Here is a 19,451-nt window from a genome sequence, read left to right on the forward strand (position 1 = left end):
AGAACACTCACTCTGTATTTGTACTCCTCCTTCAGCCTGCGATGGCTGAAGGAGCATTATAATTATATTTTAAGGGTATCCTATGAATTCAAGTGCATTGAATATTAGTCTGTTGTCATTATCTATTCTGGTAGCATTATCGCCAATCGAAGTGATGGCAGCAAAATTAACCGTTGAACAACGCCTGGAGATGCTGGAAGCGGAGTTGTCGGCCAATAAAACAGCGCTGAAACAAACGCAGTCCGAGCTGTCGAGCTATAAAGAAAAAGTCGCCACGCTGCAAAAAAGTATTAAAGAAAATGATCAACGCAATGTGACTGCAACAAATATAACGACATTGTCACCGGCTGCGGAAAATATTGAAAATGAGAATAGTGAAAAAGAAACACGGGTGTCGAAGTCGGAGGTAACGGCAACGCAGCAGGTGGCGGTTATTAATACCGAAGGAAATAAACCGACGATTGAAAGCGTAACCATGAAAGATATCAGTAAGTTTGTGAAAGAGGATATCGGTTTCAGCTATGAAGGCTACTTCCGCTCCGGGTGGGGAACGTCTAACCACGGATCTTCACAAACCTATGCCGCCGGTTCGCTAGGTCGTTTCGGTAACGAAATGAGCGGCTGGTTTGACTTAACGCTCAACCAGCGGGTTTACAATCAGGATGGAAAAACCGCCAATGCCGTGGTGACCTATGATGGTAACGTGGGTGAGCAGTATAACGATGCCTGGTTCGGCGACAGCGATAACGAAAATATCATGCAGTTCAGTGATATCTTCCTGACGACGCGAGGCTTTCTGCCGTTCGCTCCTGAGGCGGATTTCTGGGTGGGTAAGCATAAGCTGCCGGAGTACGAAATTCAGATGCTGGACTGGAAAACGCTGACCACTGATGTCGCGGCGGCGGTGGGTATTCAGAACTGGAACCTGGGCGTCGGTCAGTTCGACGCCTCATTAAGCCGCAACGATGTGGATGTTTACTCGCGGGACTTCAACAATACTACCCAGATGAACACCAACTCCGTCGATCTACGCTATCGCAATATTCCACTGTGGCAGGATGGTTCACTGTCGCTAATGGGTAAATACGCGTTTGCCAATAAGACGGACGATCAGAAAAATAATGAGAGTAACAATAGCTACTTTGAGATGAAAGATACCTGGATGGCGACCGGGATCGTACGTCAGGAGCTTGAACGCAAAGGTTTTAACGAATTTACCCTCCAGGTGGCGAATAACTCCTACGCCAGCAGTTTCTCCAATTTCTCCGGTGCCAGTGACTCCATGGCGAACGGACGTTACTACTATGGCGATCACAGCAATGGTATCGCCTGGCGCTTAATCTCGCAGGGTGAAATGTATCTGGCGGATCGCATTATCATGGCGAACGCGCTGGTTTGGTCGCATGGCGAAGACATCTATAGCTATGAGAGCGGCGCGCACAGCGATTTTAACAGTTTCCGCGCCGTTATCCGCCCGGCCTGGATTTGGGATACCTGGAACCAAACCGGTGTCGAGCTGGGTTGGTTTGCGCAGAAAAACACGACCCAGCAGGGCCAGGATCTCAAAGAATCGGCCTACAAAACCACGCTCTACCACGCCTTTAAGGTTGGGCCAAGTTTGTTAGGTTCGCGTCCGGAAATTCGTTTCTACGGCACCTACATCAATATTATCGATAACCAGCTGTCGCAGTTTAAGTTTAACGATGACAGTAAAGATGAGTTTATGGCCGGGGTACAAGCCGAAGTGTGGTGGTAAGTTTATTGTGCGCCGGTCAATGACCGGCGCTTATTCATGGAAACGTTATGATTAAGCTGATTATTACCGATCTTGATGGCACTTTTTTAAACCGTGGCGGCGATTACAACCGCGAGCGGTTTGTACACATTAAACATCTGATGGCGCAGCAGGGCGTGGCTTTCGCATTGTGTACCGGCAAGCAGTGTGAACGCGTTGAGGAACTTTTTGGTGAACAGGTCCGTGATTTCTGGATCCTTGGCGATAGCGCGACGCGCATTAAGCATGACGGCGAATATGTCTACCAGTCGCTGATTAAAAATGCGCTGGGGCGAGAAATTATCGCCAAGCTGGAAGCCGTGAACAGCGAGCCGGTGATTATCGCCTGTACGCCGCACGGCGCCTACGTCAAAACGTCAATTGTGCCGGATATGCTGGCAAAGGTAAAAATGTCGTATGCCCATGTGGTGCAGGTGGACTCCTTCGCGGAGGTGGCGCACGACTTTGTCAAAATCTCACTGTTCGATATCAAAGGTCGTAGCCCGCAGATAAAACCACATCTCGCCGACTTTTTTGATAAGGCCTATATCGTGGTCTCAGAAGATGCGTGGATTGATATCGCTGACGTCGGGGTCCATAAAGGCCACACGGTGGAAATTTTGCAACAACGGCTTGGAGTTAGCAAAGATGAGACCATGGTGTTTGGTGATGGTCTGAACGATATTGCACTGATGACGCGCGCAGCCTGGAGTTTCGCCATGCGTAATGCCTTTGACGAAACCAAACAGGCGGCGCGATATATCACTGGCAGTAATGAGGAAGACGCGGTGATGACGACCATCGCGCAGCTGCTGAGCTTACAGCAGCAGCCACAGTAGTATCGCGGCAACAATGATCGCCACAAAGGCCAATCCCGGGCGCGCCGACAACGATTTCAGCGTGCTGATAACCGGCACGAACGGCGCATAAATAGGCTGGATATCGCGTGCTTCCAGGGTTTGGGCGTGGGCCACGCGTTCGCGTTCGATACGCTTAAGGAACAGCAGGTTCAGCAGCTCCTGTACCTGTACCTGGGTAAGCACCGTCTGCGGGGTGGCGTTCCAGTTTTGCTGGGCGAAATCGCGCAGTGTTTGTCCTTCCTGCGGCTCCAGCGGTTGTTTGAGCGCCGCCTGTAAAACGTTGAGCGTCGGGGCTGGATGCGTGCTGAGGGTCAGGCGCGCCTGCAATAGCGTCACCAGCGCGTTAAAGTGCTTTGCGGGTAACGGATCGCCGGACTTCACGCCGGAAAGCTCAAGCAGCGACTGCCAGATAAGCTTGCTGGAGTCACCGGTGGCGGCGGAAACCTTGGTCACCAGCTGATTCAGGGTGTTGTGCTCGGCAGGCAGCAGCGGTCGATCGGTCGCCGGGCGTTGCAGAGGCTGCGGTATGGAGAGCTGGCCTTGCTGAAGCAATTGCAGCACGTTTTTCAACTGCTGCGGCGTCAGTTGGCTAAGAGCCGTTTGCCCATACTGTTGACGGATATAGTCGCTGACGGCCTGGCGATTATTCCCCTGGTTCAGCAGTTCAGTTAGTTGCGATAGCGTCTGACGCGTGCTGAGCTTCTGTTCGGCTGCGCCAATACGCTGATTCAGATTCTGCTCGGCGGCAGGAAAGTGGCGCGCCAGCAGCGGCGTGTCGTTTTTCAAACCCAGATCGTGTTTTACGCCCGCCCAAACCTCTGCATTCTGCTGCGAGGTCATTGCTATTAAGCGCGTGATCAGTCGTTCCAGCACCGTGCGTTGCTGGGTACTAAGCGGCTGCTCTCCGGCAGGAGAGAGCGGAGTGGGGCCTGTCCCCGGAGGGCGCGCGGGCATACCTGAAATGGGTTGCGTCATGATTGATCCTTTCCAAACCGAATACTGATGCCCGGCGCAAGTATGCCTGGCGGCCAGATTATGGCACACTTCCCCGGTTTACTCTCGTTCTCAGACAGGTACTGAACCGTGAAAATCCTCGTTGATGAAAATATGCCCTACGCCCGCGAACTTTTTAGCCGTTTGGGTGAAGTTAAGGCTGTCCCAGGCCGTCCGATCCCGACCGAGGCGTTAACCGATGCCGATGCGCTGATGGTCCGTTCGGTCACTAAGGTGAATGAAGCGCTGCTGGGCGATAAGGCGATTAAGTTCGTTGGCACCGCGACGGCGGGCACCGATCACGTCGATCAGGCGTGGCTGGAACAGGCAGGGATTGGTTTCTCCGCCGCGCCGGGGTGTAACGCGATTGCGGTCGTTGAGTACGTGTTTTCTGCGCTGTTGATGTTGGCCGAGCGCGATGGGTTTGCGCTGGCCGACCGCACCGTCGGTATTGTCGGCGTGGGTAACGTAGGCGGACGCCTGCAAAAAAGGCTGGAAGCCCTGGGCATCAAAACGCTGCTCTGCGATCCGCCGCGCGCCGACAACGGCGAAGAGGGCGATTTCCGTTCGTTGGACGAGCTGGTGGCGCAGGCCGACGTGCTGACTTTCCACACGCCGCTGTATAAAGATGGCCCGTATAAGTCGCTGCATCTGGCCAACGAGGCGCTGATTGCCAGCCTGAAGCCGGGCGCTATTCTCATCAATGCCTGCCGCGGCCCGGTAGTGGATAACGCCGCGCTGCTGAAATGCCTGAACGCCGGGCAGAAGCTGAGCGTGGTGCTCGACGTCTGGGAACCGGAGCCGGATCTTAATCTGGCGCTGCTGGATAAAGTCGACCTCGGCACTTCGCATATTGCGGGCTACACCCTGGAAGGGAAGGCGCGCGGCACCACCCAGGTGTTTGAAGCCTATAGCCAGTTTATCGGCCAGCCGCAGGAAGTGGCGCTCTCGTCGCTGCTGCCCGCGCCGGAATTCGGCCGGATTAGCCTGCACGGCCCGCTCGATCAGCCTACGCTGAAAAGACTGGTGCATTTGGTGTATGATGTGCGCCGCGATGACGCGCCGCTGCGGAAAGTGGCGGGGATCCCGGGCGAATTCGATAAGCTGCGCAAGAATTATCTTGAGCGTCGCGAATGGTCATCGCTGACCGTCGAGTGCGATGACGCCGATGCGGCCGCGCTGCTGCAAAAACTCGGGTTTAACGCCGTACACTGTTAATGTCTTCTTAATGCCTCTGCCGGATACTCCGGCAGAGCCGCTTTTTTTCTGGAGTAAATCACCATGTCTGAAGGCTGGAATATTGCCATCCTGGGCGCAACCGGCGCCGTAGGCGAAGCCCTGCTTGAAACCCTTGCTGAACGTCAGTTCCCGGTGGGTGATATCTACGCGCTGGCGCGCACCGACAGCGCGGGCGAACATCTGCGTTTTAACGGTAAATCGGTCAGAGTGCAGGATGCGGCGGAGTTTGACTGGACGCAGGCGCAGCTGGCGTTCTTTGCGGCTGGCGTGGAAGCCAGCGCGACCTATGTTGAAGAGGCCACTAACGCCGGCTGTCTGGTTATCGATCTCAGCGGCCTGTTTGCGCTGGAGCCGGACGTACCGCTGGTGGTGCCGGAAGTGAACCCATTCGTGCTGGCCGACTACCGCAATCGTAACGTGATTGCCGTGGCCGATAGCCAGACCAGCCAGCTGCTGGCCGCGCTGAAGCCGCTGATTGATGACGGCGGCCTGTCGCGCATCAACGTCACCAGCCTGATCTCCGCCTCGGCGCACGGTAAAAAAGCCGTTGACGCGCTGGCCGGGCAGAGCGCCAAGCTGCTGAACGGTATTCCAATTGATGAAGATGATTTCTTCGGCCGCCAGCTGGCGTTCAACATGCTGCCAATGCTGCCGGATCGTGAAGGCGCGGTGAGCGACGAGCGTCGTATTGTTGATCAGGTGCGTAAAATCATGCAGGACGACGGCCTGATGATCTCCGCCAGCTGCATTCAGTCGCCGGTATTCTATGGTCATGCGCAGATGGTGACGTTTGAAGCCATGCGCCCGCTGTCGGCGGAAGAGGCGCGAGACGCCTTTGCGCGCGGCGAAGATATTGTGCTGTCTGAAGAGCGCGAATTCCCGACTCAGGTCGGTGATGCCACCGGTAGCGCCCATCTGTCCGTGGGCTGCGTGCGTAACGATTACGGCATGCCGGAGCAGGTTCAGTTCTGGTCGGTGGCGGATAACGTTCGCTTTGGCGGCGCGCTGATGGCGGTGAAAATCGCCGAGAAACTGGTGCAGGAGTATCTGTACTGATGTCTGAAATGGAGCAACTGCCTGTCTATCGAATTGCGCTGGGCATTGAGTACGACGGCAGCAAATACTACGGCTGGCAGCGGCAAAATGAAGTGCGCAGCGTGCAGGAGAAGCTGGAAAAAGCGCTCTCTCAGGTGGCTAACGAACCGATTAACGTTTTCTGCGCCGGGCGTACCGACGCGGGCGTACACGGGACCGGCCAGGTCGTGCACTTCGAAACCCACGCGGCGCGTAAAGATGCGGCGTGGACGCTCGGCGTAAATGCGAATTTACCTGGTGACATTGCGGTACGTTGGGTGAAAGCTGTTCCCGACGATTTTCACGCGCGTTTTAGCGCGACGGCGCGCCGTTATCGCTACGTGATTTACAACCACCGCCTGCGTCCTGCGGTGCTGGGCCAGGGGGTGACGCACTATCACCAGCCGCTGGACGCTGAGCGGATGCATCGCGCGGCGCAAAGCCTGCTGGGTGAAAACGACTTCACCTCGTTCCGTGCGGTCCAGTGTCAGTCGCGCACGCCGTGGCGTAACGTTATGCACATCAACGTGACGCGTTACGGTGCTTATATTGTGGTGGACATTAAAGCGAACGCCTTTGTTCACCATATGGTAAGGAATATTGTTGGCAGCCTGATGGAAGTTGGCGCAGGAAACCAGCCGGAGAGCTGGATTGCAGAACTGCTGGCGGCAAAGGACAGGACGCTTGCCGCCGCAACGGCGAAAGCGGAAGGGTTGTATCTGGTGGCGGTGGACTACCCCGCACACTTTGCGCTGCCTTCCGTGCCGATGGGCCCGCTATTTCTGGCGGACTAACGTAGTCATTTGGGGCTAAACAATATGGATCTTATCCGTTTTTTAATTGATTTCATTCTGCACATTGATGTGCATCTGGCGGAGCTGGTCGCGCAGTATGGCGTCTGGGTGTATGCCATTCTGTTCCTGATTCTGTTCTGTGAAACGGGGCTGGTGGTGACGCCATTCCTGCCGGGTGACTCGCTGCTGTTTGTCGCCGGGGCGCTCTCCGCGCTGCCGACGAACGACATCAACGTGCACGTGATGGTTGTGCTGATGGTGATTGCGGCGATTGTCGGCGATGCGGTGAACTACACCATTGGCAGACTGTTCGGCGAGAAGCTGTTCAGCAACCCAGACTCGAAAATTTTCCGTCGTAGCTACCTGGATAAGACCCATGCCTTCTACGATAGACATGGTGGGAAAACCATTATTCTGGCACGATTTGTCCCCATCGTCAGAACATTCGCGCCTTTTGTGGCGGGAATGGGCCACATGTCCTATCGTCATTTTGCGCTCTATAACGTCGCGGGCGCGCTGCTGTGGGTGCTGCTGTTCACCTACGCCGGCTATCTGTTCGGCGACCTGCCGGTGGTACAAGAGAACCTGAAGCTGCTGATTGTGGCTATCATCGTTCTGTCGGTGCTGCCGGGGGTAATCGAAGTGATCCGTCACCGTCGCAAGGCGGCAAAACAGGCAAAATAAACCCTGCACACGGGGCACGATTCAGCCGTGCCCTGTTACGACATGTTTCGCGGTTCGACCACTTTTTTATGCCAAGTTTCGGGCTGTTATGTTTTAATGTGCAACATTCATGGTCTATGAAGGGGAAAAGTGGCATTATGCGCGGCCCCTTAATGGCAAAACTGGCATCGACCAGGTTCAGGCAGAAAGGTTATCAATGAGCTGGATTGAACGAATTAAAAGCAACATCACACCTACCCGCAAGGCGAGCATCCCGGAAGGGGTATGGACCAAGTGCGATAGCTGTGGTCAGGTTTTGTATCGCGCCGAGCTGGAGCGTAACCTCGAGGTTTGCCCGAAGTGCGATCACCACATGCGTATGTCAGCGCGTAATCGCCTGCATAGCCTGTTGGATGAAGGGTCCCTGGTAGAACTGGGTAGCGAACTTGAGCCGAAAGACGTGCTGAAGTTCCGTGACTCTAAAAAGTATAAAGATCGTCTGGCATCCGCTCAGAAAGAGACGGGTGAGAAAGACGCGCTGGTGGTCATGAAGGGTACCCTGCATGAAATGCCGGTTGTCGCTGCGGCCTTTGAGTTCTCCTTTATGGGCGGCTCTATGGGTTCCGTGGTTGGCGCGCGCTTTGTGCGTGCCGTTGAGCAGGCGCTGGAAGACAACTGCCCGCTGATCTGCTTCTCCGCATCCGGCGGCGCGCGCATGCAGGAAGCGCTGATGTCCCTGATGCAGATGGCGAAAACCTCTGCTGCGCTGGCGAAAATGCAGGAACGCGGTTTACCGTATATTTCCGTGCTGACCGACCCAACCATGGGCGGCGTTTCCGCCAGCTTCGCGATGCTGGGCGACCTGAACGTCGCGGAACCAAAAGCGCTGATCGGCTTTGCCGGCCCGCGCGTTATCGAACAGACCGTTCGTGAGAAACTGCCGCCGGGCTTCCAGCGCAGTGAATTCCTCATCGAAAAAGGGGCGATCGACATGATCGTTCGCCGCCCGGAAATGCGTCTGAAGCTGGCCAGTATTCTGGCGAAGCTGATGAACCTCCCGGCACCGAATCCGGACGCGCCGCGCGAAAGCGTGGTGGTACCGCCGGTACCGGATCAGGAACCAGAGGCCTGATGATGTAAAGGGCAGGGCCGGTTGGCGCTGCCCTTTTTGCTATTATTCACCGTTGAAAGTTGCGGGCACCATGGACAAACATCTTATTCCTCAGGCCACGTCGCCCCTGGCTACGTGGCTTTCTTATCTGGAAAACCTCCATTCAAAAACCATCGATCTGGGGCTGGCGCGCGTCAGCCAGGTCGCGGGTTCGCTCGACGTGCTGCAACCCGCGCCGTTTGTTTTCACCGTTGCGGGCACCAACGGCAAAGGCACCACTTGTCGAACGCTGGAAACCATTCTGATGGCGGCGGGCTACAAAGTGGGCGTTTACAGTTCCCCGCACCTGGTGCGCTATACCGAACGTGTCCGCATACAGGGAGAGGAGCTGGCAGAAAGCGCCCATACGGCTTCGTTTGCCGCGATTGAGGCGGCGCGTGGCGAGACCTCGTTAACCTATTTTGAGTACGGCACGCTCTCGGCGCTTTGGTTATTCAAGCAGCAAAATGTTGACGTAGCGATTCTCGAAGTGGGCCTCGGCGGGCGGCTGGACGCCACTAACATTGTCGATGCCAACGTCGCGGTAGTGACCAGTATCGCGCTGGACCATACCGACTGGCTCGGCCCGGATCGTGAAAGTATTGGCCGCGAAAAGGCGGGCGTGTTCCGCGGCGGGCGACCGGCGGTGGTGGGCGAACCGGATATGCCGCACACCATTGCTGATGTTGCACGAGAAAAGGGGGCGTTGCTGATGCAGCGTGGCGTCGACTGGAACTATACGGTTGAGGCTGAGCACTGGACCTTTAGCGACGCGCGGGGGGAACTGCGTCATCTTCCGCTGCCGAACGTCCCGCAACCGAATGCCGCCACCGCGCTAGCTGCGCTACGCGCCAGTGGGCTTAAGGTGAGCGAAGAGGCTATCCGCGAGGGCATCGCCAGCGCGATTCTGCCGGGCCGATTCCAGACCATCCAACTGCAGCCTCGCGTGATTCTCGACGTTGCGCATAACCCGCATGCCGCAGGCTACCTTGCCGGGCGTCTCAAATCGCTGCCGAAAACCGGGCGAGTACTGGCGGTTATTGGTATGCTGCATGATAAGGACATTGCCGGTACGCTGGCCTGTCTGGAAAACGTCGTCGACAGCTGGTACTGTGCGCCTCTCGAAGGGCCGCGCGGTGCGACGGCCGAACAACTGCGCGAACATCTGCGCGCGGGGGCCGTGTATAGCAGCGTGGCGCAGGCGTGGCATGCCGCAATGGCGGACGCCGCGCCGGAAGATACGGTGCTGGTGTGTGGGTCTTTCCACACGGTAGCGCATGTGATGGAAGAGTTAGACGCGGGGAGTGCCGGTGGCAAGTAAGTTTCAAAACCGTCTTGTCGGGACAATTGTGTTAGTTGCTCTGGGCGTTATTGTGCTGCCAGGGCTGCTTGACGGGCAAAAAAAGCATTATCAGGATGAGTTTGCGGCTATCCCGCTGGTGCCTAAACCAGGCGATCGCGATGAACCGGATATGTTGCCGACGGCCACGCAGGCGTTGCCTGCACAGCCGCCGGAAGGCGCAGCGGAAGAAGTTCGCGCTGGCGATGCCGCGGCACCGTCGCTCGATTCCAGCCGTCTGGCGGTAAACGGTAACGGCGATCTGGAGCAGATCCCGCCAACGGCCGAACCGATAAAGCCAAAACCCGTAGAAAAACCGAAACCGCAGCCGAAGCCGGTGACGGATCAGGTTGCCGCCACCACGCCGCCGCCAAAAGCCGCGCCGGAAGAGAAACCGGCGCCGGTGGGTAAAGCCTACGTGGTGCAGCTCGGTGCGCTGAAGAACGCCGACAAGGTTAACGAAATTGTGGCCAGTCTGCGCGGCGCGGGCTATCACGCTTTCACGTCGCCTTCGACGCCGGTTCAGGGTAAAATCACCCGTATTCTGGTCGGCCCTGATGCCTCGAAAGATAAGCTGAAAGGTTCGCTTGGTGAGCTTAAACAGCTCTCGGGGCTGAGCGGTGTGGTGATGGGGTATACGCCGAACTAAGGCGTGGGGTTTTCCCCTCACCCCGGCCCTCTCCCCAAAGGGGCGAGAGAGTAAGTCGGCGCGAAGCTCATCGACGGCTCCCTACGGTCCCCTCTGGGCAGAGGGTTAGGGTGAGGGGCCACAAACAACGCCGAAAGCGACCAGAAAAACGATGGCGTTGAATATTTTTTCAGCGCCATTTTTTATTTATGCCAGGGAAGGAAATCCCTACGCAAACGTTTTCTTTTTCTGTTAGAATGCGCCCGAACTGGATGACAGGGCGTAAAATCGTGGGACAAATATGGTCTGGATTGATTACGCCATTATCGCGGTGCTGGGCTTTTCTTGCTTAGTGAGCCTTATCCGTGGCTTCGTTCGTGAAGCGCTATCGTTGGTCACGTGGGGTTGTGCTTTTTACGTAGCCAGCCATTACTACACTGACCTGTCTGTCTGGTTTACGGGCTTTGAAGACGAACGGGTTCGAAATGGGATTGCTATTGCGGCGCTGTTTATCGCGACGCTCATCGTCGGCGCTATCGTCAACTACGTGATAGGTCAGCTGGTGGAGAAAACCGGTTTGTCGGGTACCGACAGGGTATTGGGCGTCTGCTTCGGCGCGCTGCGCGGGGTGCTGATTATCGCCGCTATCCTGTTCTTCCTCGACACCTTTACCGGTATGGCAAAAAGCGAAGACTGGCAGCAGTCGCAGTTTATTCCCTATTTTTCGCCGGTTATCAGATGGTTTTTTGAATACCTTCAAAGCTCGTCAAGTTTCTTGCCCAAAGTATAAGCTTTGGGTCGTTGCTTAACGAGGAAAAGACGTATGTGCGGTATTGTCGGTATCGCCGGTGTCATGCCGGTAAACCAGTCGATTTATGATGCGCTAACGGTGCTGCAGCACCGTGGACAGGATGCCGCTGGCATCATCACCATTGATGCCAACAACTGCTTCCGGTTGCGTAAGGCGAACGGTCTGGTGAGCGATGTCTTTGAAGCCCGCCACATGCAGCGTATGCAGGGCAATATGGGTATTGGCCACGTGCGTTACCCAACGGCGGGCAGCTCCAGCGCTTCTGAGGCCCAGCCTTTCTACGTGAACTCCCCGTACGGCATTACGCTGGCGCATAACGGTAACCTGACCAATGCGCACGAGTTACGTCAGAAGCTGTTTGAAGAAAAACGCCGCCACATCAACACCACCTCTGATTCAGAAATCCTGCTCAATATCTTCGCCAGCGAGCTGGATAACTTCCGCCATTATCCGCTGGAAGCCGACAACATCTTCGCCGCCATTGCCGCGACCAACCGCCAGATTCGCGGTGCGTACGCCTGCGTGGCGATGATTATCGGCCACGGCATGGTGGCTTTCCGCGACCCGAACGGTATCCGTCCGCTGGTGCTGGGTAAACGTGACGTGGGCGACGGCCGCACCGAGTACATGGTGGCCTCCGAAAGCGTGGCGCTGGATACCCTTGGCTTTGAATTCCTGCGTGATGTTGCGCCGGGCGAAGCGATTTACATCACCGAAAAAGGGCAGCTGTTTACGCGTCAGTGCGCCGATAACCCGGTCAGCAATCCATGCCTGTTTGAGTACGTCTACTTTGCGCGTCCGGACTCCTTTATCGACAAAATCTCCGTCTACAGCGCCCGCGTGAACATGGGCACCAAGCTTGGCGAGAAGATTGCGCGCGAGTGGGAAGATTTGGATATCGACGTGGTCATTCCAATTCCGGAAACCTCCTGTGATATCGCGCTGGAAATCGCGCGTATTCTGGGTAAACCGTACCGCCAGGGGTTCGTGAAAAACCGCTATGTGGGCCGTACCTTTATCATGCCGGGCCAGCAGTTGCGTCGTAAATCCGTTCGCCGTAAGCTGAACGCCAACCGCGCCGAGTTCCGTGATAAAAACGTGCTGCTGGTGGATGACTCCATCGTGCGCGGCACCACCTCTGAGCAGATTATCGAGATGGCGCGCGAAGCCGGGGCGAAGAAGGTTTACCTGGCCTCTGCGGCACCGGAAATTCGTTTCCCGAACGTCTACGGTATCGATATGCCAACCGCTAATGAGCTGATTGCTCACGGGCGTGAAGTGGATGAGATTCGTCAGATCATCGGCGCCGACGGCCTTATCTTCCAGGATCTTGACGATCTGATTGACGCGGTGCGCGCAGAAAACCCGGATATTCAACAGTTTGAGTGCTCGGTATTTAACGGTGTGTACGTGACCAAAGACGTTGACCAGACCTATCTCGATTTCCTCGACTCGCTGCGTAACGACGATGCGAAAGCCGTTCAGCTGCAGAATGAAGTGGAAAACTTAGAGATGCATAACGAAGGATAAATCAGGACATGCCGGATGGCGACGCATCGCGTCTTATCCGGCCTACGGTCCACCCTTGTTGTAGGCCGGATAAGGCGTAGCAGCCATCCGGCTTTTTTATGGTTACGCCTCGTCCACCCAAATCCGCATTTCGCCCTCGCCACGGTTGGCCCAGCTAAACCACGGAATAAAGGTTAAGGTCTGCTTTTCGGCGACCGTCTGACGATTATCAAAGCTGTACAGCGGTTTCTCTTCCTGCGCAGTCGGGAGGCGTAGCCCCTCCGCCTGGATCAGTACTTTGCCTTTCAGCACGCCAACGCCCTGAAGTTCACGAAACGTGCTTGTTTTTGGCAGCGACAGGTTGTGCAATTCTGCGCCGTTATCCGCTCCTTCCAGGCAGTAGACCAGTGGCCCGCGCTGAATCGCCACTTTACCGGCGTTATGGCGCACACGCGAGTTCGCGTAGACACGGCGGATGGTCATCGGTAGTTGCAGCGTAATCACGTCGCCTTCCTGCCATTGGCGGTGCAGATGCAAATAGCCTTTGATGGTTTCGCCCTGCGCGGCTTCACCGTTCACTTGCACCTGCGGTGATTCACACCATTCCGGCAGGCGCAGCGCCAGCGTATGTTCGACCGCCTGTGGGTGGTTAAAGCGAATCGTGACCTGCTCATCCCACGGATAGTTGCCCTCAATTTTCAGCGCCAGCATCCGATCGTTCACCGTAAACTGCGCTTCGCTACCGGCGTAGAAGTTGATAAACAGCGCATCCGGGCGCGGGGTGAAGAGATAGTGGCCGATGGCGACAAGCGTGCGCGCGATGTTCGGTGGGCAGCAGGCGCAACCGAACCAGCGCTGACGTACCGGCTTGATGTGGTCGTAAATATGGTTATGCGGAATGCTTTTTGGGTGCGTTTCCAGCGGGTTTACGTAGAAGAAGTGCTTGCCGTCCAGCGCCATGCCGCCCAGCACCGTGTTGTAGAACGCGCGCTCCATGACGTCGGCGTAGTGGGCGTCGCCCTCCATCTCCAGCATGCGGCGGGCAAACATCATCAGGCCGATGGAGGCGCAGCTCTCGCCGTAGGCGGTGTCGTTCGGCAGGTCGTAATCGCTGGTGAAGGCTTCGCCGATACCTTGTGAGCCAATGCCGCCGGTGATGTACATGCGGCGCTGCACCATATTGTTCCAGATGCGCAGGCAGGTCTGGCGCTTCTCTTCATCCTGGGTCATGCGCGCGATATGCGCCAGGCCGGTCATTAGATACACCGAACGCACCGCGTGGCCGACCGCTTCATTCTGTTCTGACAACGGCTTGTGCGCATGGGTGTAACTTTTGTCTTTGATCATTCCCGGCCAGGCATCGCCCCAGCCTACCCAGTGGCGAGTGCCGCCGCGTTTTTCAAACTCAATATCGTAATAGTAAGGCTGCTGACCCCGCTCTTCGACGAAGAAACTGGCCAGCGCCTGATAGCGTGGCTCTTGTGTGACTTCGTAAAGCCGCATCAGCGCCAGCTCAATTTCCGGGTGCCCGGGATAACCGCGCAGTTGGCCGTCGTTCGGGCCAAAAACGGTGTCGATATGATCGGCAAATCGGCAGGCAATTTCCAGCAGACGGCGCTTACCGGTGGCGTTGAAGAACGCCACGGCGGCTTCGAAAAGATGTCCGGCGCAGTACATTTCGTGGCACTCGGCGACGTTGGTCCAGCGCTGGCCCGGCTCTTTCACGGTATACCAGGTGTTGAGATAACCATCTTCACATTGTGCTTGCGCCAGCAGTTCAATCACTTCATCGGCGGTTTGTTCAAGCCGGGCATCCGGCTTCTGGCTCAGAGACCAGGCGACCGCTTCCAGCCATTTGGTGACGTCACTGTCCTGGAAGACCATGCCGTAAAACTCACCCTGTTCAAGCCCGGCGGCGATGCGATAGTTCGCCAGCGCATGACTCGGCTCTGCCTCCGGAAGATTGTCATTAAGCGCTTCCCACTGATAAGGGATCACCACATCGCGGATCAGCCGCTGATATTCGCCCAGGAACGGGTCGGTGACGGTAATACGGTTCAGATCGGCTTCAATCACATCAGACTGCATCATGTTTACCTCAAGAAATGTGTGAATGTCTTTGGTGAAGATCGGTAGAAATACGTTTCATCATCGGGCCGTTGAGACGGCACTTCAGCAGGCACAGGGCGAGGACAAAGTGGAACAGCGCTGGAACCAGGCTTTGCAGCAGGGTAATGCCATGAATAGACGCTGGCGTCTGGTTCCCCAGCCCTGGTTGGTAGGCCACCATTATCAGGATCAGGCTGATAATGCCGCCGGAAGAGGCCCAGGAGAGCTTGATGAAAAAGAGGTTAAAGGCGAAATTCATGCCGGAGGAGCGCACGCCGGTTTTCCATTCACCGTAGTCGTCGGCGAAGGCCATAATCGAGAAGTGCAGCGGCAGGGTGAAGCCCTGAATCACGCTGTTAACCGCAATGCAGATCAGCCAGAGTCTCTGGAACTGCGGGCCGGTTGGTAGGAAGTACATACCAATGCCGAAAGCAACCAGCGCGAGGTTAGTCCAGTAGTACAGACGTACCATATCCACGCGGCGGGAGAGCGGATTGACGATCACCGCGCCAGCGATCCCGGCAATCGTCAGAATGCCGAAGAACAGCGACATGTAGGCCGCACTGCCTTGCAGCACGTAGGAGATAAAATACATATAGCCGCCGCCGCGGATGCACAGAATGTTCACCAGCAGGAACGACATAATGAGCATCATCAGCAGTTGATCATTTTTACGCAGCCCCTTCAGGTGTTCGCGGAGGGTGAAATTGCCCGCCAGCGATAAGGGGACGCGCTCTTTGACCCAGAAGAAGCACAACAGAAACAGCACCATGCCGATGGTACACAGCACGCTCACGCCGTACTGATAACCTTTCGCCAGGTTGCCGTTGCCGAAAAACTCGACCATCCACGGCAAGCCGACAGATACGAGGAACCCGGCGATACCGCTGAGCACAAAGCGCCAGGACTGGCAGGACATCACCTGATCGTGGCGGTTGGTGATGGCGTTAATCAGTGCGCAGTAGGGCACGTTGTTGGCGGTATAGCCGATGGAGAGCAGGAAGTAGGTCCCGAACGCCCACGCTATTTTTGCGTTGGGCCCCATATCCGGCACGGTAAAAGTCAGAATGCCGATGATGCCAAGCGGGACAGCTGTCCACAGCTGCCACGGACGAAAGCGCCCCCAGCGGCTGCGGGTGCGGTCGGCAATCACGCCCATCACCGGGTCGGAAATCGCGTCGAAAATTCGCAGCGTAAAGAACATCGCGCCGACGATAGCCGGGCTGAGCCCAAAGACGTCGGTGTAGAAAAAAAGTAAAAAGCCGCTTATCAAATCTGAGATGCAATGCCCGCCGGCATCGCCTAATCCATAGCCTATCTTTTCGCGGGTAGAGAGCGTCTCTCCCGCATCAACGGTCTGGACATCGGTATTCAGGTTATCAGCAATGGTCATAACCAATCCTCGAACAGGGTGTGATGATTCAAAAAGTCATTACGGCGTATCTCTGACGAATTTTTAGTAAATAACTAGCGGCGTTGAGGATAGAACCTGGGCGAGATGTGGGTATATAACGTAGATTTCAAATGGTGAAATTGATCTTATTTTTACTATAAATAAACCAAAAATAGTGACTGTTATCACAATTTATGTTGAGTGAAGAGGGTTTTACGCCGACGGGAACACATATTGGTGCTGGGTATTAAAATGTTTAGTAAAAATAAAACTTAAGATTGCAGGGGGGATGACCACGCGTGATACTCTTTGTCCCGTCAGGCCGTTAATGAGGTAAAGCGAAGGATGGTGAAGAAAACCCGAATCAAAGACATTGCCAGCGCGTGCGGCGTCTCGATTGCGGCAGTTTCTCGTGCGCTGAAAGGGCAGCCGGGGCTGAGCGATGAAACGCGACAGCGTATTCTGGCGATTGCCCAGGCGGAAGGGTATGACTTCAGCCGCCTGCGCAGCGGGCGCATCAAGCGGCTGCTGTTTTTGCTGCACCGCGAACACAATATCGCCAGTGCGCTGCCATTCTACTCCACGGTGATGCTCGGCGTGGCAGACGCCTGCCGTGAAAACGACATCGCGATGAGCTTCCAGCCGATTGGCCCGGAAGACGCGCTGGCGGAGCTGATTAATCTGCATCAGCCGGACGCGCTCATCTGCGCGGGATATCTTGAGCCGGAGGTACTGGCCGAGCTCCGCCAGGCCGCGCTGCCGGTGGCGCTAGTTGACCTGTGGGCGGCGGATTTTCCCTGTGTGAATCCCGATAACTACCACGGTGGCTTTGTGGCGACCCGCCATCTGCTTGAGCAGGGGAGAACGCGTATCGCGTTTCTGGGGACTTCGCAGCGCCACTACAGTATTCGCCAACGCGTTGAGGGCTATCAGCAGGCGCTGTTCGACGCCGGTCTGGTTCTGCCAGCGGCGTACCGCATTGAGGTGCCGCCGGTGAAGGATATCGAGCAGGCGCTGGTGGAGGGGATGTCACAGCTGTTGGCGCTGGCGCAGCCGCCGGATGCGATTTTCGCCTACAACGACGTGGCGGCGCTGGTAGCAATGCGCGAATGCGCGCGCCGGGGGATTCGCGTCCCGGAAGACGTGGCGATTGTCGGTTTCGATGATATCGACGCCGCAGCCTGGGCGCACCCGCCGCTGTCGACGGTGGCCGTCGATAAACGTGAGTTGGGGCGTGATGCTTTCCAGCTGTTGCTCAGTGAGGAGAGCGAAAGAAACCTGCTGCTGCCGGTAAGGCTGGTGGCCCGCGAAAGCTCTGTGACCGACGCCAGCGCGTCGCGGTTGCGTCTGGCGCCGTAATCCGGCAAAGTTGGCGCCATTACGGATACAAGGCGGTCATCGTGAAACGACTCATCATTGGAATCTCCGGCGCCAGCGGCGCTATTTACGGCGTGCGTATGCTTGAAGTGCTGCAATCTGTGCCGGATGTGGAAACGCATCTGGTGATGAGTCTGGCGGCGCGGCAGACGCTGTCGCTGGAAACGGACCTGTCGCTGCGTGAGGTTCAGGCGCTGGCCGACGTGGTGCACGACGCGCGGGATATTGCCGCCAGCATCTCCTCCGGTTCATTCAAAACGGCAGGCATGGCGATATTACCCTGTTCCATTAAAACCCTTTCCGGCATCGTGAACAGCTACACTGACGGCCTGCTGACGCGCGCTGCCGACGTGGTACTGAAGGAGCGTCGCCCGCTAGTGCTGTGCGTGCGCGAAACGCCGCTGCATCTGGGGCATTTGCGGCTGATGACTCAGGCCGCAGAGATGGGCGCCGTCATCATGCCGCCGGTACCGGCGTTCTATCATCGACCGCAAACGCTGGATGACGTCATCAACCAGACCGTCAACCGGGTGCTCGATCAGTTCGATATCGTCTTGCCGGACGATCTGTTTACCCGCTGGTCGGGCGCCTGACCGCGCACGAAAAAGTGCACTTTATGTATCTTTTGCCCTGTTTCAGGGCAAATCTGCAACGCCGATCAAATCCTCGCTATTAAATCATCCCGATTGCGTTTTTGTGCTCGATTTATACGCTGCGGCTGATATCTTCCCTGATGTTCACCTCTTGTTATCTTATTGTTAACATATTTAACGTCGTTTGGTGTTAAGGCGAAAAATATGGCACAGAAGATGCAATGTCAGGTTGGCAAGCACAACACAACATAACTATATCGCAGTTAACAACATCACGATTTAATAGGGGAACGTATGAAGAAGACGGTTCTTGCTCTCTCTTTGCTGCTGGGCCTCAGCAGCGCCGCCAGCGTTTTTGCCGCACTGCCGCAGAGCATTCGCATCGGTACCGATACCACCTACGCACCGTTCTCATCGAAAGATGCCAAAGGCGATTTTATTGGCTTTGATATCGATCTGGGCAACGAAATGTGTAAACGCGCCAGCATCAAGTGCACCTGGGTTGGGAGCGATTTCGATGCGCTGATTCCTTCGCTGAAGGCGAAGAAAATCGATGCCATCATCTCTTCATTGTCCATCACGGAAAAACGTCAGCAGGAGATTGCCTTCTCCGACAAGCTGTATGCCGCTGACTCTCGCCTGATTGCGGCGAAAGGCTCGGCTATTAAGCCGACGCTGGAGGCGCTGAAAGGCAAACATATCGGTGTGCTGCAGGGATCGACTCAGGAAGCCTATGCCAATGAAAACTGGCGGAGCAAAGGCGTTGACGTGGTCGCCTATCAAAATCAGGACCTGATCTACTCAGACATGGCCGCCGGGCGTCTTGACGCTGCATTCCAGGACGAAGTGGCCGCCAGCGAAGGCTTCCTCAAACAACCCGCCGGGAAAGATTTTGACTTTGCCGGTCCGTCGGTAAAAGACAAGAAATACTTCGGCGACGGCACGGGCGTTGGGCTACGTAAAGACGACGTTGAGCTGAAAGCGGCGCTGGATAAAGCGCTGGCGGAACTGCGTGCCGATGGCACCTACGACAAAATGGCGAAGAAATACTTCAACTTTAACGTCTACGGCGACTAAACCGTCAGAAGTATCATCATGGTGCATATATTTTGCGGTGCACCATGATGGTGCGTTTTTTGCTCGAA

At 56.1% G+C, this 19,451-nt stretch carries 17 protein-coding genes; 14 read left to right on the plus strand and 3 right to left on the minus strand.

Features of this window, described 5'->3' with window-relative positions:
- The first annotated feature begins 82 nt into the window (after positions 1–82).
- Together ABTW00_RS07110 and ABTW00_RS07115 are read left to right on the plus strand one after the other, a co-directional pair.
- The gene (locus ABTW00_RS07110; RefSeq protein ID WP_065355817.1) at positions 83–1,756 is read left to right on the plus strand and encodes a carbohydrate porin; all 1,674 of its coding nucleotides are present in this window, start codon (positions 83–85) and stop codon (positions 1,754–1,756) included.
- A 47-nt stretch (positions 1,757–1,803) separates the two neighbouring features.
- Complete coding sequence (locus ABTW00_RS07115) at positions 1,804–2,613, plus strand: HAD-IIB family hydrolase (RefSeq protein ID WP_433639825.1); 810 nt, start codon at positions 1,804–1,806, stop codon at positions 2,611–2,613.
- On the opposite strand, the gene flk is transcribed toward ABTW00_RS07115, so the two are convergent.
- Positions 2,593–3,609, minus strand: coding sequence for a flagella biosynthesis regulator Flk (flk, locus tag ABTW00_RS07120; protein WP_433639827.1), 1,017 nt, complete (start codon positions 3,607–3,609; stop codon positions 2,593–2,595). The two genes, ABTW00_RS07115 and flk, sit on opposite strands and share 21 nt — an antisense overlap.
- 108 nt (positions 3,610–3,717) lie before the next feature.
- Between flk and pdxB the strand changes: the two genes are divergently transcribed.
- From pdxB to purF, 9 genes are all read left to right on the plus strand, one after another.
- Positions 3,718–4,845 (plus strand): 4-phosphoerythronate dehydrogenase PdxB, encoded by a 1,128-nt coding sequence (gene pdxB / locus ABTW00_RS07125; RefSeq protein ID WP_065355815.1) that lies wholly within the window; start codon positions 3,718–3,720, stop codon positions 4,843–4,845.
- Between the two features lie 63 nt (positions 4,846–4,908).
- On the plus strand, positions 4,909–5,922 hold the full coding sequence (locus tag ABTW00_RS07130; protein ID WP_064543803.1) for an aspartate-semialdehyde dehydrogenase: 1,014 nt from the start codon (positions 4,909–4,911) through the stop codon (positions 5,920–5,922).
- Positions 5,922–6,734 carry a tRNA pseudouridine(38-40) synthase TruA gene (truA, locus tag ABTW00_RS07135; protein WP_065355813.1) on the plus strand — a complete coding sequence of 271 codons (813 nt, stop codon included), beginning with the start codon at positions 5,922–5,924 and terminating at the stop codon, positions 6,732–6,734. The genes ABTW00_RS07130 and truA overlap by 1 nt, the downstream gene beginning before the upstream one ends.
- A gap of 24 nt (positions 6,735–6,758) precedes the next feature.
- Positions 6,759–7,418 carry a DedA family protein gene (locus ABTW00_RS07140; RefSeq protein WP_064543809.1) on the plus strand — a complete coding sequence of 220 codons (660 nt, stop codon included), beginning with the start codon at positions 6,759–6,761 and terminating at the stop codon, positions 7,416–7,418.
- A 196-nt stretch (positions 7,419–7,614) separates the two neighbouring features.
- Positions 7,615–8,529: an acetyl-CoA carboxylase, carboxyltransferase subunit beta gene (accD, locus tag ABTW00_RS07145; protein WP_064543811.1), complete on the plus strand. Its 915-nt coding sequence runs from the start codon at positions 7,615–7,617 to the stop codon at positions 8,527–8,529.
- Between the two features lie 70 nt (positions 8,530–8,599).
- Positions 8,600–9,868, plus strand: a complete 1,269-nt coding sequence (gene folC / locus ABTW00_RS07150; RefSeq protein WP_433639832.1) for a bifunctional tetrahydrofolate synthase/dihydrofolate synthase — start codon at positions 8,600–8,602, stop codon at positions 9,866–9,868.
- Positions 9,858–10,535, plus strand: a complete 678-nt coding sequence (gene dedD / locus ABTW00_RS07155) for a cell division protein DedD (RefSeq protein WP_064543858.1) — start codon at positions 9,858–9,860, stop codon at positions 10,533–10,535. The genes folC and dedD overlap by 11 nt, the downstream gene beginning before the upstream one ends.
- Positions 10,536–10,815: 280 nt before the next feature.
- Positions 10,816–11,304, plus strand: coding sequence for a colicin V production protein (gene cvpA / locus ABTW00_RS07160; protein ID WP_064543815.1), 489 nt, complete (start codon positions 10,816–10,818; stop codon positions 11,302–11,304).
- A gap of 33 nt (positions 11,305–11,337) precedes the next feature.
- Positions 11,338–12,855 carry an amidophosphoribosyltransferase gene (gene purF, locus ABTW00_RS07165; RefSeq protein ID WP_064543817.1) on the plus strand — a complete coding sequence of 506 codons (1,518 nt, stop codon included), beginning with the start codon at positions 11,338–11,340 and terminating at the stop codon, positions 12,853–12,855.
- Positions 12,856–12,957: 102 nt separating this feature from the next.
- Here purF and ABTW00_RS07170 read toward each other — a convergent pair whose 3' ends face one another.
- Positions 12,958–14,925 (minus strand): glycoside hydrolase family 127 protein, encoded by a 1,968-nt coding sequence (locus tag ABTW00_RS07170; RefSeq protein WP_433639836.1) that lies wholly within the window; start codon positions 14,923–14,925, stop codon positions 12,958–12,960.
- A gap of 7 nt (positions 14,926–14,932) precedes the next feature.
- Complete coding sequence (locus tag ABTW00_RS07175; protein ID WP_433639839.1) at positions 14,933–16,336, minus strand: MFS transporter; 1,404 nt, start codon at positions 16,334–16,336, stop codon at positions 14,933–14,935.
- Between the two features lie 345 nt (positions 16,337–16,681).
- Here ABTW00_RS07175 and ABTW00_RS07180 point away from each other — a divergent pair, with 345 nt between their 5' ends.
- From ABTW00_RS07180 to argT, 3 genes are all read left to right on the plus strand, one after another.
- On the plus strand, positions 16,682–17,695 hold the full coding sequence (locus tag ABTW00_RS07180; protein WP_433639841.1) for a LacI family DNA-binding transcriptional regulator: 1,014 nt from the start codon (positions 16,682–16,684) through the stop codon (positions 17,693–17,695).
- 41 nt (positions 17,696–17,736) lie between these two features.
- Positions 17,737–18,306, plus strand: a complete 570-nt coding sequence (locus ABTW00_RS07185) for a UbiX family flavin prenyltransferase (protein WP_433639843.1) — start codon at positions 17,737–17,739, stop codon at positions 18,304–18,306.
- A 294-nt stretch (positions 18,307–18,600) separates the two neighbouring features.
- Positions 18,601–19,383 carry a lysine/arginine/ornithine ABC transporter substrate-binding protein ArgT gene (argT, locus tag ABTW00_RS07190; protein ID WP_064543822.1) on the plus strand — a complete coding sequence of 261 codons (783 nt, stop codon included), beginning with the start codon at positions 18,601–18,603 and terminating at the stop codon, positions 19,381–19,383.
- The last annotated feature ends 68 nt before the right edge of the window (positions 19,384–19,451 follow it).

Origin of the sequence: Kluyvera georgiana, from assembly GCF_050990895.1 — a bacterium.
Lineage (GTDB): Bacteria > Pseudomonadota > Gammaproteobacteria > Enterobacterales > Enterobacteriaceae > Kluyvera > Kluyvera georgiana.